The organism is Bacillus licheniformis DSM 13 = ATCC 14580, from assembly GCF_000011645.1.
Lineage (GTDB): Bacteria > Bacillota > Bacilli > Bacillales > Bacillaceae > Bacillus > Bacillus licheniformis.
In genome coordinates this window covers 1,918,813-1,934,363 of sequence record NC_006270.3, presented here as the reverse complement: position 1 = coordinate 1,934,363, position 15,551 = coordinate 1,918,813, and the positions used below count along the sequence as shown (strand labels likewise).

At 44.6% G+C, this 15,551-nt stretch carries 18 protein-coding genes, 1 other RNA gene and 1 pseudogene; 4 read left to right on the top strand and 16 right to left on the bottom strand.

Features of this window, described 5'->3' with window-relative positions; all coding sequences use genetic code 11:
- Positions 1-19 precede the first annotated feature (19 nt).
- The 4 genes and pseudogenes from TRNA_RS31310 to TRNA_RS44455 all read right to left on the bottom strand — a co-directional run.
- Positions 20-1,369, bottom strand: coding sequence for a cytosine permease (locus TRNA_RS31310; RefSeq protein ID WP_011198001.1), 1,350 nt, complete (start codon positions 1,367-1,369; stop codon positions 20-22).
- 32 nt (positions 1,370-1,401) lie between these two features.
- Positions 1,402-1,788 (bottom strand): OsmC family protein, encoded by a 387-nt coding sequence (locus TRNA_RS31305; RefSeq protein ID WP_009328433.1) that lies wholly within the window; start codon positions 1,786-1,788, stop codon positions 1,402-1,404.
- A gap of 2 nt (positions 1,789-1,790) precedes the next feature.
- Entirely contained in the window at positions 1,791-2,414 is a 624-nt protein-coding gene (locus TRNA_RS31300; protein ID WP_009328434.1) for a TetR/AcrR family transcriptional regulator, read from the bottom strand.
- A gap of 291 nt (positions 2,415-2,705) precedes the next feature.
- Positions 2,706-2,831 (bottom strand): annotated as a pseudogene (locus TRNA_RS44455) (hypothetical protein); the annotation flags it as partial.
- Positions 2,832-3,358: 527 nt separating this feature from the next.
- On the opposite strand from TRNA_RS44455, the gene TRNA_RS31285 reads away from it, so the two are divergent.
- Together TRNA_RS31285 and TRNA_RS31280 are read left to right on the top strand one after the other, a co-directional pair.
- Complete coding sequence (locus TRNA_RS31285) at positions 3,359-3,811, top strand: DMT family transporter (protein ID WP_003182104.1); 453 nt, start codon at positions 3,359-3,361, stop codon at positions 3,809-3,811.
- Positions 3,812-3,833: 22 nt separating this feature from the next.
- Entirely contained in the window at positions 3,834-4,316 is a 483-nt protein-coding gene (locus TRNA_RS31280) for a DMT family transporter (protein WP_003182102.1), read from the top strand.
- A gap of 189 nt (positions 4,317-4,505) precedes the next feature.
- On the opposite strand, the gene ssrS is transcribed toward TRNA_RS31280, so the two are convergent.
- Positions 4,506-4,689, bottom strand: a non-coding RNA gene (ssrS, locus tag TRNA_RS43270) — 6S RNA.
- Between the two features lie 159 nt (positions 4,690-4,848).
- Between ssrS and TRNA_RS31275 the strand changes: the two genes are divergently transcribed.
- Entirely contained in the window at positions 4,849-5,610 is a 762-nt protein-coding gene (locus tag TRNA_RS31275; RefSeq protein WP_003182101.1) for an N-acetylmuramoyl-L-alanine amidase, read from the top strand.
- Positions 5,611-5,664: 54 nt separating this feature from the next.
- On the opposite strand, the gene TRNA_RS31270 is transcribed toward TRNA_RS31275, so the two are convergent.
- The 4 genes from TRNA_RS31270 to sufU form a co-directional block, all read right to left on the bottom strand.
- Positions 5,665-6,633 (bottom strand): DMT family transporter, encoded by a 969-nt coding sequence (locus TRNA_RS31270; protein WP_011197999.1) that lies wholly within the window; start codon positions 6,631-6,633, stop codon positions 5,665-5,667.
- 7 nt (positions 6,634-6,640) lie between these two features.
- Positions 6,641-7,306 carry a GntR family transcriptional regulator gene (locus TRNA_RS31265; RefSeq protein WP_009328436.1) on the bottom strand — a complete coding sequence of 222 codons (666 nt, stop codon included), beginning with the start codon at positions 7,304-7,306 and terminating at the stop codon, positions 6,641-6,643.
- A gap of 44 nt (positions 7,307-7,350) precedes the next feature.
- Positions 7,351-7,815 carry a Fur family transcriptional regulator gene (locus tag TRNA_RS31260; RefSeq protein ID WP_003182064.1) on the bottom strand — a complete coding sequence of 155 codons (465 nt, stop codon included), beginning with the start codon at positions 7,813-7,815 and terminating at the stop codon, positions 7,351-7,353.
- 93 nt (positions 7,816-7,908) lie between these two features.
- Positions 7,909-8,340, bottom strand: coding sequence for a Fe-S cluster assembly sulfur transfer protein SufU (sufU, locus tag TRNA_RS31255; protein WP_003182061.1), 432 nt, complete (start codon positions 8,338-8,340; stop codon positions 7,909-7,911).
- 195 nt (positions 8,341-8,535) lie between these two features.
- Here sufU and TRNA_RS31250 point away from each other — a divergent pair, with 195 nt between their 5' ends.
- Positions 8,536-9,336, top strand: a complete 801-nt coding sequence (locus TRNA_RS31250) for an MBL fold metallo-hydrolase (RefSeq protein WP_003182059.1) — start codon at positions 8,536-8,538, stop codon at positions 9,334-9,336.
- A 17-nt stretch (positions 9,337-9,353) separates the two neighbouring features.
- On the opposite strand, the gene TRNA_RS31245 is transcribed toward TRNA_RS31250, so the two are convergent.
- The 7 genes from TRNA_RS31245 to miaA form a co-directional block, all read right to left on the bottom strand.
- On the bottom strand, positions 9,354-9,971 hold the full coding sequence (locus TRNA_RS31245; RefSeq protein WP_003182056.1) for a hypothetical protein: 618 nt from the start codon (positions 9,969-9,971) through the stop codon (positions 9,354-9,356).
- Between the two features lie 113 nt (positions 9,972-10,084).
- The gene (gene nrdF / locus TRNA_RS31240; RefSeq protein ID WP_009328440.1) at positions 10,085-11,062 is read right to left on the bottom strand and encodes a class 1b ribonucleoside-diphosphate reductase subunit beta; all 978 of its coding nucleotides are present in this window, start codon (positions 11,060-11,062) and stop codon (positions 10,085-10,087) included.
- Between the two features lie 20 nt (positions 11,063-11,082).
- Complete coding sequence (gene nrdE / locus TRNA_RS31235; protein ID WP_003182052.1) at positions 11,083-13,185, bottom strand: class 1b ribonucleoside-diphosphate reductase subunit alpha; 2,103 nt, start codon at positions 13,183-13,185, stop codon at positions 11,083-11,085.
- A complete protein-coding gene (nrdI, locus tag TRNA_RS31230; RefSeq protein WP_011197997.1) occupies positions 13,142-13,537 on the bottom strand; it encodes a class Ib ribonucleoside-diphosphate reductase assembly flavoprotein NrdI in 396 nt (131 codons plus the stop codon). The genes nrdE and nrdI overlap by 44 nt, the downstream gene beginning before the upstream one ends.
- 249 nt (positions 13,538-13,786) lie before the next feature.
- Positions 13,787-13,999, bottom strand: a complete 213-nt coding sequence (locus tag TRNA_RS31225; RefSeq protein WP_003182049.1) for a hypothetical protein — start codon at positions 13,997-13,999, stop codon at positions 13,787-13,789.
- A 290-nt stretch (positions 14,000-14,289) separates the two neighbouring features.
- Positions 14,290-14,511 carry an RNA chaperone Hfq gene (gene hfq / locus TRNA_RS31215; protein WP_003182047.1) on the bottom strand — a complete coding sequence of 74 codons (222 nt, stop codon included), beginning with the start codon at positions 14,509-14,511 and terminating at the stop codon, positions 14,290-14,292.
- Positions 14,512-14,552: 41 nt separating this feature from the next.
- Positions 14,553-15,497 carry a tRNA (adenosine(37)-N6)-dimethylallyltransferase MiaA gene (gene miaA, locus TRNA_RS31210; protein WP_003182046.1) on the bottom strand — a complete coding sequence of 315 codons (945 nt, stop codon included), beginning with the start codon at positions 15,495-15,497 and terminating at the stop codon, positions 14,553-14,555.
- Positions 15,498-15,551: the final 54 nt, after the last annotated feature.

Genomic DNA, 15,551 nt, shown 5'->3' with positions numbered 1-15,551 from the left:
ACCTTTCCTCCTTATCCGCTTAAAAACCAGACGATTCCTCTGTCGCTTCTCCGATTTCGTAACGGAGATTTAATTTTGTGAAAATAAACGTAAAGATGATATAAATCAAAAATGCAAGTATAGTAGAGTTAATCGGCCCGATGCCGAACGTTATCTTTGAAGCGGTAAAACCTCCGATGATCACCGAAAGAATCGCCGCAACATTCAGCTTCGAATAAGTTGTTCCAGCCCCGAATTGATATTGTTTTTTCTTGATGACAGGTGCTGTGATCCAATGATCGGCGATCATGACTCCCGCAATCGGCGGAACATACAAGCCTAAGAATGTTAAAAATGGCACAAACATATTTTGGACACCTAGTAATGCAATGATAATTCCGATCACGCCCATGATCGCCACAAGTGCTTTCTTAGGAATGTTCACAACATTGCGAAGCCCTAGCGAACCGGTATACAAATTGTTATCGTTTGTCGTCCATTGTGCAAAAACGATGATTAAAAATGCTAAAAAGCCCAGGCCAAGCTTGCTCATAGCGGCAGGAATATTCGGTGTTGACCCGATATCCGGAACATTCGCGGCAATCGCCATTGCCGCTCCCGCAACAAGACAGAACACTCCTCCAAGGAAATAACCTACAGAAGCGCCTATTCCTCCTGAAACCGCTCCTTTTGCATATCTCGTCACATCAGGAAAAACAACCGCGCCCAATGCAGCATTTCCAACGACAATTGTAATTCCGGCAAATATCGTCAGAGGATCCCCTGTCGGGTGAAATGTCAGCAAGTTATGCCAGCTTCCTGAGTAATTGACAGCACTTATGATTCCCCATATGGAAAAAATGACGACTAAAGGTACAGCGATAAAGCTTAAAGCGGCAAGCCCGCGATATCCTATAAACGCGGTAAGGATCATTAAAATGCCGCCCCAAACGATGGCGACCTCAGGCTTTGCAAGCCAAACACCCGGAAACATTTCGGAAATGGTCGTGCCAAAGAAAGCAACCTGCCAGCCGAACCAGCCGATTCCAAGCGTCAGCGCCAAGACAATTCCAAAAAGGCTCGATCCGTAGCGACCAAAGGCCAGACGGGCAAGAACGGTAGTCGATATTCCGTATTTCGCACCCATTACTCCTTGAAAAAAGCCATATACCGCAAGAATCAGCATGCCTAAGACAGCTGCTAAAACGGCATGTGCAAAATTCAATCCCTGGATTAATGCCCCTCCAGTCACAATCGTCGACAATGAGATGATCCAGGCACAGCTTGTAATCGTAATGTTAAAAATCGATTTTCTTTTATTTTCAGGGACTGATGTAACAGCAAAATCATCAGCGTTTGTATAGGAAGGTTTTTTACTGTTGTTTTCCATTTTCATGCTCCTTCGTTTCATCATGTAGGTTGTTACACCATATTGGTATCAATCGTTACCCCTCGCTTTAACGTATTGCCGATTGTACATGCCCTTTCAGCAGAGGTGATTAGTTTCTTTTTATAGTCGGTCGGAAGATGCTCAGGCAATTTAACGCTAACCGAACATTTTTCAACACGGGACGGGCCTTCGGGGGCTTTAGCGGCGGAAACAGAAACGGAAAACTCATCCTCCAGCACCTCTATACCATCCCTTTCAAACATCTTTTGCAAAGAAATGGTGATGCACATACCTAATGAAGCTTCCAACAGCTCAATCGGTGTAAGTCCGTCTGAATTCGGAGTGAAAGACCCTTTCGCCTGCATACCGGCTTCATGAAAAATCCCAAACTCTCCATTTGTTTTTTGAATAGTAGACAAATTTAATTCCCCCTTTGGCCAATCAGTCCGAAAAATTCAAAATGAACCAATTCTTCAGTCATTTCATCAACTGAAAACTTAGGAACATAATTCAGATCATGCTTTGGCCCAAAAAGCCATTTTGATAGTGTGCCCAACACAAGACTTGTTAACATGGTGGCCTGCAGATCAGTGTTATGGGAGGAATTTAGCATTCCAAGTTCTGTAGCCCTTTGAATGTTCTTTTTAAATGCCTGTTCAACACTGATCAGCGCCTCTTCGATTGCCTCCCTGATTTCCGGATCGGCGCCTTGTCCCTTGACTAATAAAAATGTCATTAAGTTTCTATTCTCCTGTGCAAACGTAAAAATTCTTTTCATAAGCGCTGTCGTGGATTGGATCATATCATCGGCAAGAGCAAACGTTTGCCTGTAGCCTTGATGAATGGCTGCGAGAAGGTTATCTTTCCCTCTGCCTATGATTTCCTTGGCGATTTCTTCTTTGCTTTTGAAGTGCCAGTAAAAGGTTCCCTGTGCAACGCCAGCCTGTTTTACGATATCTGAAATTTTTGCCGCGTGGTATCCTTTCGTAGCAAAAAGCTCAAGCGCGATATGTAGCAATTCCTCTCTTGTGTCTGTATTCCCCATGTATTTCCCTCCTCACCCTAAGCCTTGATTGACAAGTCAGTCAGTTTTAGGGCTTTTATTCCTATTGGATTTGTAAGAATAATCTTATACAATGTTTTTTTTCTAGTCAAGTTGCTAACCTTTCCATTTTTCGCACAATTACAAGTATAACTTGCTTTTTTATCTTTTTGGTCAAGCATCGGCTGCTGTTAATTCTTTCATCTACAACTCGATCTATTTTTTCAAGAGATTTACAGTTTCATCGACTAACTCTAATAAAGTTTTTTTATGATGTGATGAAGAAACTTTTTGACGATCTAATTCCCGCAGCCTGGAATAAATGTCTTTCCGCTCACTTTGGAGTTCGCGTATGATCTGAATCTCGGCATTGTTCAGTTGCTCCAGTCTTAATCGGAGCGCCTCTCTTTCGTTGAACACGTTCCCACCCCCTAACAAAATATTACTTGTAGTGTAAAGGACTTTTTTCAGTTTAACAATTCTTCTTTCCCAAAAATTTGCCTGTTCAATTGGGTGAGCGGAATTTTGCCGTGATTCAAACTTGATTTTTTATACAAATATAGAAATGATATGTAGAAATAAAGCGGCTGTTGAGGAAAGTATTGGCTTTGAATTTCAATGTGCAGGATGCAATGGCAAAGGTCGCAAAAGAAAAGACAAAAGTGAGCTTTACAATGACTGGGATACCAAAGGTTTTTGTATGGCGGATCGTAAAAATCAAAGTTATTGTCCCACTTGGCTGTTCTACCGATTTGCGCTATTTAATACATAAGGGGGCACTCTCAACATTAAGCCGCAGAGGGGATCACAATAAGCAATCTTTTCATCAATCAACACTTGCATCATGAACTCCTTTTCGCCAAAATACAAGGTGTCCTTCAAAACAGCAAGGCTTTCCGCAGATTTGAAATAATCGTTCCAATCAACGCAAAAAGGAGTTTTTAGAAATGATGATCATTTTAATACTGATAGCCGGCATTTTGGCCGGAATGGCCATTCCCGTTCAAACCTCAATTAATTCACGGCTGGGCATGAAAATCGGGTCACCTTACGGGGCGGCGGCCATTTCTTTTTTTGTCGGGACGCTTCTCCTGCTCATTGTCGCCTTAGTGACAGAGCGCCATTTTTTGTCTATCATCGGACTTGTTCCTTCCATTCCCTGGTGGATCCTCATTGGAGGCGGATGTTTAGGCGTTTTTTATTTAACTTCAAATATTTTGTTGCTTCCGCGTCTTGGATCAGCTCTGACGGTTGTCGTCACTCTGCTTGGGCAGATGATCATGGCTCTGGCGATCGATCACTTCGGATGGTTTCACGTACCCGTTCATGAATTAAACTTTCCTAGAATCATCGGCATTTTATTCATTATTTCCGGAGTTTTCATCATCAAAAAATATTAAATAGCAAGGGAGTTCATCACAGATGAAAAACAAATCTATGTACGTTTTTCTTTTCATGATGCTCGGGCTTTTTGCCGGAATGGCATCCCCGATTCAAACATCCATTAATTCAGAGCTGAGAAATGCTATCCACTCACCTTTTATCGCTTCTCTGATTTCGTTTTTGGTGGGAATGCTCGTTCTTCTTTTTCTTACATCGTTCATTGAGCATCGGCGGTTATTTTTAAACAATTTACAAACAGCAAAAACCTTTGTCACAAGCAGTCCGTGGTGGCTCTGGACAGGCGGAATACTCGGCGTCGTCTTTATTACGTCCAATATTTTGCTTTTGCCGATTGTCGGAGCGTCTCTTACTGTTGTTTTGGCTTTAAGCGGCCAAATGATCATCGCCCTCGTCATCGATCATTTTGGGTGGTTCGGAATCCCCAAACACCGCTTGAACGTCCAGCGCATTCTAGGAATCGTCCTGATGATCACAGGAATTATGATCATTCAGCATTTTTGACGCCAGTCATTTTTGCATCTTCTGCCGGCTGGCATTCACGCATTAATTTCATATTACGCAATTCGCTTTAAAATGAATAAAAGGGCGGAAACCGCCCTTTATTTCAAATTTCACAGCAATTTAGTTTACATAAAATTTTTATTGTAAACTATTTTTCCGCAAATAAAAAAGCCATTTTGTTCAAATGACTTAAGTGCTGCAATTGCCGTATGCAAGTAAGAAAGTTTTAAACCACACTCCTCAAAGTGGGTGTCTGCAGAAACGTTCCTGTCGTCCTTTCGAGGAAGGCATGACATTCCGGTTCCGATATAAAACTCCCTATTACAGCTTAAAGGTTAAAACTTAATTATCATTACGTACAATGCAGCGTAATTTATTATATGATAAAAACATTAATCATGCAACCCCCTTGCCTAAAGATCATATTGCGTTCTATAATAAGCTGAATATTTAAAAAATTCCGTTATCAGGTGACAATCGTACAACCCTTCCCATACATCAGTTCATAGACTGTTTATTGAGGTGATGTCTTGTGGTAAAAATTTTTATCGATCCCGGCCATGGCGGGACTGATCCAGGCGCTTCAGCCAATGGTTTGCAAGAAAAACAGTTAACATTGCAAATCGCCTTGGCTTTAAGAAACATTCTCCTGAATGAATATCAAAATGTTACAGTCCAGCTGAGCCGGACAAGCGACCAAACCGTCAGTCTGACGCAACGCACGAACGCCGCGAACAGCTGGGGGGCGGACTACTTTCTATCGATTCACATCAATGCCGGGGGCGGGACAGGTTTCGAGGATTACATTTATCCCGGCGTCGGCGCACCTACCACCACCTATCGGGATATCATGCATGAAGAGATTTTAAAAGTGGTTGATTTCAGGGATCGCGGCAAGAAAACAGCCAATTTTCACGTGCTAAGGGAAACAGCAATGCCAGCACTGCTTACGGAAAATGGCTTTGTAGACAATACAAGCGACGCCGAGAAACTGAAGTCATCCGCGTTTATTCAATCCATTGCGAGAGGCCACGCCAACGGACTGGCAAGGGCATTTAACCTTTCAAAAAAATCCACAGCCCTTTTTAAAGTGCAAATCGGCGCTTTCAGGGACAAAGCCAACGCCGATTCACTTGCCGCTCAAGCGAAAGCAAAAGGGTTTGATGCCATTGTAATTGACAGGGACAGCCTTTACAAAGTGCAAATTGGCGCCTTTTCTTCGAAAGAGAATGCAGAAGCGCTTGTTCAGCAAGCCAAAAACGCCGGATTTGATGCTTTCATTTACCAGGAATAGGGACAATCATCAAGAAAAGCCCGCGATCTGTCTCGTATAGATCGCAGGCTTTTTTTATGCTTTTGCAGCTTTACTTTGAACCGCCGGCTTTTGATTCGATGCATGGCTGTTCAACACCATTCCGATAATCACAAGAGCCATTCCGCTCCATGAGATGGCACCGGGAAGCGGACTCGATAGGATTAAAATTTCACCAGCGGCCGCAAACAGCACTTCAAACGATTGTGTGGCCTCAACAGCCGCTAATTTGCGCATATCCCCTTTTACAAGATCTGTTGCGGCAAAGAACAGCACAGTCGCGCATATTCCGGAAAATACAGCCACCAATCCTGACTGAATGACTTGTCCCCGGCTGGGCGCACCTGCCGATGCCAGCCCGTACAGCGAGAGGATCAGCCAAAACGGAAGGCTTGCCAGCGTCATCCCCAATACCCGCTGATAAGCATCGAGGCGCCCGGCGCAAACTTCCATCATTTTTCTGTTCCCAAGCGGATAAGCAAATGAAGCCAATATAACCGGCGCGATGCACAGCAGCATCTCGTGCAAAGAAAGCTGTGCCGCGTGCTCAGCTTGCATCAGCGCCACCCCGATTAAAATGATGAACGACATCGTGAGCCCCTTATAAGGAATTTTGCCTCTTATCTGTACGGGACCTGTTTTTGTTTGAACGGTTTCATAAAAAAGCGGCGCCAAGAGGGAACCGGAAATGATCGTGATTTGCCATGTTCCCGCGATCAGCCAGCCCGGTCCGTAAGCCGCCGCAAAACAGAGCGGCGCATAAAAGAGACCGAAGCCGATGATGCTCCATCTCACCCAAATGCCCGGCGCTTTTTTAATTTCCTGAAAAAGCTCTTTCACATTCCCCCTAAGCCAAACGATGGCAAATAAAAGAGGCGCCATGAAGATAAATCTCAGCGAAGCGCTCCAGATCCAGCTTCCCCCTTCAAGCTCCATCGCCCTGTTTAAAACGAATGTAAAAGCAAAAAAGAAGGCTGCAAAAACGCCCAGTATAATCGGCCTCACAATCCCTTCACTCCTTTTCCTGATGTCCGGCCAATCGATCTCCGAGACTGAGCCAGTTTTCCTCGGCAAGCTTGATGGCCGCATTCCGATCCCCCTGTCTGCAGGCATCGATGATGTTCTGATGCTGTTCAACAGATTTCAAGCTGCCGATCGAGGAAAACTGCGACATTTCAAGGCGGTAAATTTTTGAAGAAATCCTTTCCAATGCCCGGGTTATTTCCGGGTTTTTTGATGCTTGTAAAAACACGTCATGAAAAGCAGCATCTGATTCGATTGCTTCGATAATGTCTTCTTTTTGAATCGCTTGCTGCAACGTTTTGTTATGCGCCTCCAGCTGATCAAAGTCGGAATCCGTTAAAAAAGGAAGCGACAGTCTGACAGCCAGCGCATGCAGCGCCGCAGTGACTGTAAAAGCGTGTTCAGCCTCCTCGCGATTTAACGGTGCTACACGTGTTGCCGATCCCGGGACAGCTTCAACAAGGCCTTCATCTTCCAGTCGTTTGAGCGCCTCCCTGACAGGTGTGCGGCTGATGCCAAACTGCTCTGCAAGCTCCTGGTCATGCAGGCGCTCCTCCGGCTTTAGCTCCAAATGTACGATGGCGCGCTTCAGCGTTTGATACACTTCTTCCCGAAGCGAAATTCGTTTGATTCGTTTAATGTTATTCTTCATCATAAAACCAATATATCGGTTTTTGGTTTTTCGCACAAGCAAATTTTTTATCTAACCCCTTTCTCTTTAGCGGCGTATTTTCTTTTCGCCTGGCAATCGTTGCAGATGCCGTACAGTTCCAATCGGTGATGTGTCACTTTAAATCCGGTCAGCCGTGCCGCAATGTCTTTTACTTTCTCTAGTTGCGGACAATGAAAATCGACGATCTTCCCGCATACTTCGCATATGACATGATCATGTTCCTCTAGAGCCAAATCAAAACGAAGCGGATCGGTAAACCCCATTTCTTTTATAAGGCCCTCTTGTTTAAAATAGCGGATGGTGTTGTATATCGTCGCTGTACTGACGGCAGGATATATCTCCCTCAATGATTGTTGAATTTCAGCTATTGTGGGGTGGTTCCTGTTGGCTAGAAAATAATGGTAGATAGCCAGCCGCTGCGGTGTCATTCGAATGCCTTTCCGTTTAAGCTGCGCCATTGCTTCCTGCTTTACATTCGTTTCGTTTTCCATACCTCTTTCGTTACTGCCCCTTTTTTCCCTTGAATCTTCCGATATTCTTTGCCGGTGGCTTTAGAACCGGAGTGCTTTAGATGTGATGTTCATTTAATAAACGTTCTCTTTGATCCGATCGAGCGCCTGCCAAGGCATCAGGGCACAGTTATGACGGGCCCGCAACGGATGGACGCCAATCAGGGAAACGGCATCTCCCAGCAGATCCTCTTCCGGCTCTTCTCCTTTTCTGATCATATTTTCCATCGCTTCACGCATTAACCCGGCTTCTTTTAACGTCTTTCCTTTTATCAGTTCAGTCATGATTGATGAGGAAGCCATGCTGATGCTGCACCCATCTCCGATAAAAGCTGCGTCTTCGATCTTTTCATTTTTAATGTCGATAAACAAAGTCATCACATCACCGCATGTTGGATTTTTGTAATGGACGTAATACACGCCGTGTTTATCGATTTTTCGAAAATTTCGCCTGTATCTTGCATGATCCATAATGACGGACCGATACAGCTCTTCCAGTGTCGGCATAAAATCATGCTCCTTTCCTTTTAAACAGTATATTTTGATTGAAAGAATAAACGGATTCAGTTATACTTCCGCTATTAAATCATAATAATTACGATTTAATAATAACCGATCAAAAATCTCATCGCAAATGAAAAGACACAATGAAGCTGCCTTTTCAAAGGCAGCTCGGTCAAACACAAGGGGGAAGGATTTATCATGAAGGAGCCATACCGCATGCAGCTCGAGTCTTTTCAAATGACAATTTTATCTGATGGAGCATTTCGGGTTTCAAGGGATTTTTTTTTGGCGGGAGGAGACTCCAAGGAAACAGAACGTTATCCTGAAGAATTTGAAGCAGCGCTGAACTTTGCCTGTCTGGAGACGAACGGCAAACGGATACTGATTGATACGGGATTTGGGGAAACAGGCGGACAAGAAAGCGGGCACTTGCTTCATCACCTGAAGCAGGCGGGAATCAAGCCTGACTCGATAGACTATGTCATTTTGTCACACAGTCATTTAGATCACACGGGAGGTCTTCTAAAAAACGGAGAGCCCGCTTTTCCAAACGCTGTTCATCTGCTCAGTGAAGCAGAATGGCTGTACGCAAAACAAACGCCGGCGTCTCCTCAGTTTCACATTCTCTCCGCTGTCCGGCCGCTTCTGAAGCTGCTGACAGAAGACACCGAACTGCTTCCCGGACTGAAGCTGATCCATACGCCCGGACATACGCCTGGACACCTGACCATTGAATTGCATACAAAAGACGGCGTCTGTCAGATCATCAATGATGTATTTCATATTCCGGAAAGTATCTCCAATCCGAAGCTGCGGGTTTCGCTTGAGCATGATCCTATCGAGGGAGAAAAGACAAGGAGACTGCTGGCCCGACAGGCTTATAACGGACAGTTCCTGCTCCACGGCTGTCATTTCCCATATCCCGGCTTCGGGCTGATCGAAAAGCATGGCTCATTTTTTCAATGGAAACCGGTTCTATACGAAAAGAAAACTCGCTGATCAGCGAGTTTTCCAATTTAAACTAAGATATCAACGACAAACTGTGACCAAGATTCAAGTCTGTCATAGACGCTTTTTTCTTTCAGATCACTGGCTTTCATCCAACGGCCGGCAATCTGCTCCTTTTCTTTGACTTCAACGTGTGCGCCCGGTTTTAATTCAAGCGCTGAAAGGATTCCGATATGTACTTTCCCGACGCTGTTTTCATCATCATTAATCAGTCCGAGCGTCACCATTTTTTCTTTAGCTGATTCCTCGATTAGAAGCTCTTCATCAAGTTCGCGGTCTGTATTCAACTTCAGAATATCGGGAAAGTCAAGCCCTTCGGCAAAGTTCATGTGTCCGCCGAAGCCGAGTGACAGCTTGTTGTGAAGCCGCGCTTCCCCTCCGCCTTCGAGCCGCTCATATACAAATATTTCGTCTTCTCTTTTGATGACAACATAAGGGATCGGCTGTTTAAATGCAGGATCTTCCTCGGCGTCTCCCCTTCTCATTTCACTGAAGTGGCGTTCAATATGCGCCATGATCTTCCCGATCGTCTCACCGTCGCTGTTGACGCCTTGGAAGGTCAGCGTTTCATTTGCAAATACGTTTTCCCGCGGGACCACGAGAATCATTTCGTCCATTTTTCCCATTGTATCCGTTTCCTCCTCAAAGTGAAAAGAGCAGATTCGTTCTGCTCTCATTTTGCCGTGTATCAATAGCTGAAGGGCAGGGCTTGGGCGCTGGCGCGCCCTTTTAGCCCGGCTTACTTATCGTCAAAGTAAAAGTCGTCGTCTTTTAACGGTTCAACTGTTGCTTTTTTGTAGCCGTTCCCTTTCATTGAGAAGAAGTCGTGTGACTTCGTTTTCGTATTCAACCCGTTCAACACGATCGGATTGATCTCTTCTTCTTCAAAATAAGCTTCAAAGCCAAGGTTCATCAGCGCTTTGTTGGCATTGTAGCGGATGAACTTCTTCACGTCGTGTGAAAGGCCGACTTGATCGTACAGGTCTTCTGTATATTCAAGCTCATTTTCATAAAGCTCTTTCAATAGATCAATGGAAAATGCATACAGCTCTTCTTTTTTCTCCGGCGTCTGCTGATTGTAAATCTCCTGAGCGAGCAGGCCGACATAGACGCCGTGAATCGCTTCATCACGCAAGATCAGGTTGATGATTTCGCCGCTTTGCATCAGCTTGCCCTGTCCGTAAAAATAAAGCGGGTAGTAGAAGCCGCTGTAGAACAGGAAGCTTTCTAAATAAACGGATGCGACCATCGCTTTAAACAGCGAGATTTTATCGCCCTGGCGGATTTTTTCATAGAGCCCGACAATGATCTGAGCTTTTTTCTGCAGGTATTTGTTTTGTTTGACCCATTCAAAGACTTCGTTGATCGTCTCTGTCGGGGCCAGCGTCATGAAAATGTTTGAATAGGACTTGGCGTGGACCGCGTTTTCCATCATCGCCATGAAATTCAGCACCGCTTTGCGCTGATGCCCTTCCACATGCTCAGCAACAAGGGGCATTCCCGTGTTCCCCTGCTCTGTATCGAGAAGCGTCAGCCCCGCGAGCACCTTCATGTATGTGTCCTGTTCATTTTTACCCAAGTACTTCCATGTCAGAAGATCTCCATTAAGCGCAATCTCTTCCGGAAGCCAAAACTGCTTTACATTTTGGTTGTAAAACATTTGGGTAAAATCATCTTCATGCTTTGACCAGTTTGCTGCATCGTAAATTTTCGTCACTTTCGCATACTCTCCTTTAATCAAACGACACAAGAAAGGCAGCCTTCTTGCCCTGTATCCTTCGTTCTTGCATAGTAAAGTGTTTTGATTCCTTTATGGTGGGCATAAAGATCGATCCGGTTCAAATCGCGTGTCGTCATTGTATCTTTCAGGAACAATGTAAAGCTTATGCCTTGGTCAACGTGCTGCTGAATCGTCGAGATCATGTCGACAACCCTGAACATGTCCATATCATACGCTTCCTTATAGTAGAACCAGTTGCTCGGCGCAAGTCCAGGCATTGGATAATACGTCTTGGAGTTGCCGTATGTTCTTTCTTCAATCCGCTCCATGATCGGCATAACCGATGCTGTGCTTGACTGTACATATGAAATGGATCCGGTCGGTGCGATGCACAGCCGGTAGCTGTGGTACAATCCGTGTTCTTTGACAAACTGTTTCAGCTGCTTCCAGTCTTCTTTTGTCGGGATGTGCATGCCTTCAAAAAGCTTGGCCACTTTTTCGAATTTAGGCGAGAAATCTTGTGTAACATACTTTTCGAAGTATTCACCCGTTGCGTAAGCTGAACCTTCGTACCCATGGTACGTCTCACCTTTTTCTTTGGCGATTTCGGCGGATCGTTCAATCGAGTAGAAGTTCATCATCATAAAGAAAGTGTTCGCGAAGTCCCTCGCTTCCTCACTTTCGTAGGCGATATTGTTCTGTGCCAAGAATCCGTGCAGGTTCATCGCTCCGAGCCCGATGGATTTCATCGCTTTGTTCGCTTTTTTGACAGCCGGTGCGTTTGTAATGTTTGTCGTTTCAGAAACGTGCGTCAGCGAATCGGTTGCAAGCTTAACTGTCTGCTCGAGCGATTTGTTTTTCATGACGTTCAAAATGTTCAATGAACCAAGGTTGCAGGAGATGTCAAGGCCGATCTCATCTTCTTGACCGTAGTCTGTGTATGATGAAACTTGTGAAGCCTGCAGAACCTCCGAGCAAAGGTTGGAAAATTTAACTTTTGAAATATGATTGTTCGCATGCACGTTGTTGACGTTGTCCTGGAACATAATGTACGGATACCCGGATTCCGATCTTAACATCGCAAGCTTTTCGAGCATCTTGCGCGGGTGGATTTTTTCTTTTTTGACGCGCGGATCTTCCACAAGCCGGTCGTACATCTCGTTCATATCCATTTCGTCGAGGTGCTCGCCGTACGCTTTATAAACGGTGTGCGGATAGAAGACGTATGCCGCTTTATCCTCTCTTGCAAGCTCGATGAATTTATCTGGAATGACAACCCCGATGGACAATGTTTTCACCCGGACATCCTCGTCAGCCGAAATCTTCTTCGTATCGAGGAAATCGTTGATGTCGCGGTGGAAAATGTTTAAGTACGCAGCGCCTGAGCCTTGTCTTTGCCCCATTTGGTCAGCGTAGCGGAATGCGTTGTCAAGAAGCTTCATCACGCCGACGACACCTTTTGTCGCGTTTTCGACATCTTTGATCGCTTCGCCTTTCGCACGCAGTTTTGAAAGGTTTAAAGATACGCCTCCGCCGAGCTTTGACAGCTGCATCGAAATGTCAATCGCTCTCGAAATGTCGTTCAAGGAATCATTGACTTCCAAGAGGAAACAGCTGACCAGCTCTCCGCGGCGTTTGCGGCCGGCATTTAAGAACGTCGGCGTGCTCGGCTGATACTCCTGGTTGATCATCATTCTGACGAATTCCTTCGCCTTCTCCTTATCCCCGTTTGCAAAAAATAAAGCTACGATAGAGATTCTGTCTTCATAGCGTTCAAGAATTTTTTTCTTGTCGTTTGTCTTCAGCGCATAATCATTGTAAAACTTAAAAGCGCTCATAAAGGACGGGAATCTGAATTTTTTGGCGTAAGCCTCTTTGAACACTTCTTTGATTTCTTCAAACGTGTAGCGGCTTAAAAACTCTTCTTCATAGTAGTCATTCTTGATTAAGTAATCGATTTTCTCTTTCAGATCATGGAAAAATACCGTATTTTGGTTGATATAGTCTACAAAATAACTATGTACAGCTTCTTTATCTTTATCAAACTGGAATTTCCCGTCTTTTTGGATCATGATCTCATTGTTTAACTGGATCCATTTTGGCACTTGATTTTGTGACAACTCTTTCTACCTCCTGAGTAAACAGTTCAACGTCTTTGGCCGTCCCGCTGAGCTCAAATTTGCCGAGAATCGGAACCTGATACTGCTTCGAGATTTTTTCTGCGCTTTTCGCAAAATTGTCTCCCCACACTCTGTTTCCGCTTGCCGCAACTCCCAAAAGAAGATGGGCGTTTTTCTCAAGAAACATCTCAGTCGTTTTCGGAACTTCCCCAAACCCTGTCGTGTACGTGATCAAAACAAACGGTTCGTCTAGATACTCCTCTGTGCTGACTTTCCGTTTATTGCGAAAAGGCGTCTTATCCACAAAGCGCTGAACGTTTCCCGTTTTTGAATCAAATACGATCTGAATCATCATTATCACGACCTAGTAAAATTGTTTCCGAGTCTTCCACTCGAACCTTACACAATATATAGTATACTATCATTCAAGAAAACACAATATATTGTGCTCGAGTTGATGAAAGTTCACAATTCGCTTCAGCTTAGGAGGCCTTAGGCCAAAGAAATATGAGTAGAATGAGAGCCGTTCGCTCATCCTACTCACAAACCGAAATCTATCATAACACGAAAAAAATTGAGTTAGTAGACTAGACTTTTTCGCTTATTTTTTGTAAGCGTCACAGCACTTGTTCTCGCATACCTCTTTAATATCGGCTTCGATGCCGAGTTCCTTAAGAACCGACTGAACAGCCGTCATGATCGACGCTTCCCTGACAAGCTCTTTTCCGTTTACGAGAATACTTGTGCCGTATTCATAGCAGGAATCATCTTCACACGTCTCTTCCCAATGGTTGATGACGATCTTAGGTTTCATTGTTCGCTCATTCCTTTTCATTTTCAAACTGAATTGATGTAAACACTACTTAGTTTAGCGACTAGATGCCGCTTTGTAAATTTGAATGCCTCGGACTTTCACAGGACGTGATGACGGCGGCGTTTTAGACAGGTTGCCAAAGTTTTTTTCCTCTGAAAGACCGGCAACGGCCGCAGGTGATTGTAAAGTCGCTTTGAAAACGAAAAATCCCAAAACAGTAACCTGTTTCAGGATTTTGTCAGGCAATCTGAAAAAACCATGCAAGGCATGGTCTTTTAGTCCGTGAATCGCTATTCCAGTTCGAGCTGAACGTTTTTTTGCGGTGCAAACGTAGAAATGGCGTGTTTGTATATGAGCTGCTGCTTTCCTTCCGATTCAATCAACACTGTAAAGTTGTCAAATCCTTTTACTTGTCCGCGCAGCTGAAATCCATTCAGTAAAAAGACCGTGACAAATGTATTTTCTTTCCGAATCTGATTCAAAAACTGATCTTGAATATTTATCGATTTCATGTTTCTGGTCCTCCTTGTTTCTCTATACCATATTGTTTCGATTAAAGTTCGAGCTTTCCTGCTATGTAAGTGAAAATTTCCTGTTTTTTCTGCTCGATATTGACAGGGGGCGTCATGTCAAACCATGCGACATCCATTTGATTTCTAAACCATGTCAGCTGCCTTTTGGCGTAGCGTCTCGAATTCCGCTTCAATGTCTCAACCGCCTCTTCCAAGGACGCTCTGCCTTCGAGATGCGCATAAAGCTCTTTGTAGCCGATCGCCTGGACAGACTGGCAGTTTCTTACGTTTTCATCATAAAGCAGTTTCACTTCATCCAGCAGCCCCTCATCCATCATCTGGTCAACGCGGCTGTTGATCCTGTCATAGAGCACTTCCCGCTCCATCGTCAAACCGATGAGAGCCGTCGTGTATAAAAGCTCTTTCCGCTGTCCTTCCATATGTTCGGACATCGTTTTTCCTGTTGTATGCAGGATTTCAAGCGCCCTGATGACCCTTCGTTTATTATTTGGATGAATGGCTCTTGCCGCTTCGGGATCGCGTTCTTTCAAAAGATCGTGAACATATTCGGCCCCCCTCTTCGCAGAGAACGCCTCCATCTCCGCCCGGAACTCAGGATCGCCTGCTTCCTCTGTGAATGAATAGTCGTAAAGGACAGACTGGATATAGAGCCCGGTTCCCCCGACAATCATCGGAAGCTTCCCTCGCCTGTCAATCTCTGCAATTTTTTGTCTGACGATCTCCTGATATTCAGCTACCGAGAAAGATTCCGTCGGTTCTTTAATATCGATCAGATGATGCGGAACCCCGTTCATTTCCTCTTCTCTGATTTTTGCTGTGCCGATATCCATTCTTTTGTAAATCTGCATTGAGTCTCCGCTGATAATTTCCGCGTTCAAACGCTCGGCCAGCATGACGCTTAATTTTGTTTTACCGACAGCGGTCGGTCCGATCAAAACGATGACCGGCGGCTTCGTTTTATTCACTGATGATCACTCTCTTTAAACAAGCTCCTCCCATTATACCATTTCACATTCAAA

Excerpts from the sequence above, each read along its gene's own strand:
- TRNA_RS31310 (WP_011198001.1), bottom strand. The coding sequence starts at position 1,369 with ATGGAAAACAACAGTAAAAAACCTTCCTATACAAACGCTGATGATTTT.
- TRNA_RS31300 (WP_009328434.1), bottom strand. The coding sequence starts at position 2,414 with ATGGGGAATACAGACACAAGAGAGGAATTGCTACATATCGCGCTTGAG.
- TRNA_RS31285 (WP_003182104.1), top strand. The coding sequence starts at position 3,359 with ATGATGATCATTTTAATACTGATAGCCGGCATTTTGGCCGGAATGGCC.
- TRNA_RS31280 (WP_003182102.1), top strand. The coding sequence starts at position 3,834 with ATGAAAAACAAATCTATGTACGTTTTTCTTTTCATGATGCTCGGGCTT.
- TRNA_RS31265 (WP_009328436.1), bottom strand. The coding sequence starts at position 7,306 with ATGATGAAGAATAACATTAAACGAATCAAACGAATTTCGCTTCGGGAA.
- TRNA_RS31260 (WP_003182064.1), bottom strand. The coding sequence starts at position 7,815 with ATGGAAAACGAAACGAATGTAAAGCAGGAAGCAATGGCGCAGCTTAAA.
- sufU (WP_003182061.1), bottom strand. The coding sequence starts at position 8,340 with ATGCCGACACTGGAAGAGCTGTATCGGTCCGTCATTATGGATCATGCA.
- TRNA_RS31250 (WP_003182059.1), top strand. The coding sequence starts at position 8,536 with ATGAAGGAGCCATACCGCATGCAGCTCGAGTCTTTTCAAATGACAATT.
- TRNA_RS31245 (WP_003182056.1), bottom strand. The coding sequence starts at position 9,971 with ATGGGAAAAATGGACGAAATGATTCTCGTGGTCCCGCGGGAAAACGTA.
- nrdI (WP_011197997.1), bottom strand. The coding sequence starts at position 13,537 with ATGATTCAGATCGTATTTGATTCAAAAACGGGAAACGTTCAGCGCTTT.
- TRNA_RS31225 (WP_003182049.1), bottom strand. The coding sequence starts at position 13,999 with ATGAAACCTAAGATCGTCATCAACCATTGGGAAGAGACGTGTGAAGAT.
- hfq (WP_003182047.1), bottom strand. The coding sequence starts at position 14,511 with ATGAAATCGATAAATATTCAAGATCAGTTTTTGAATCAGATTCGGAAA.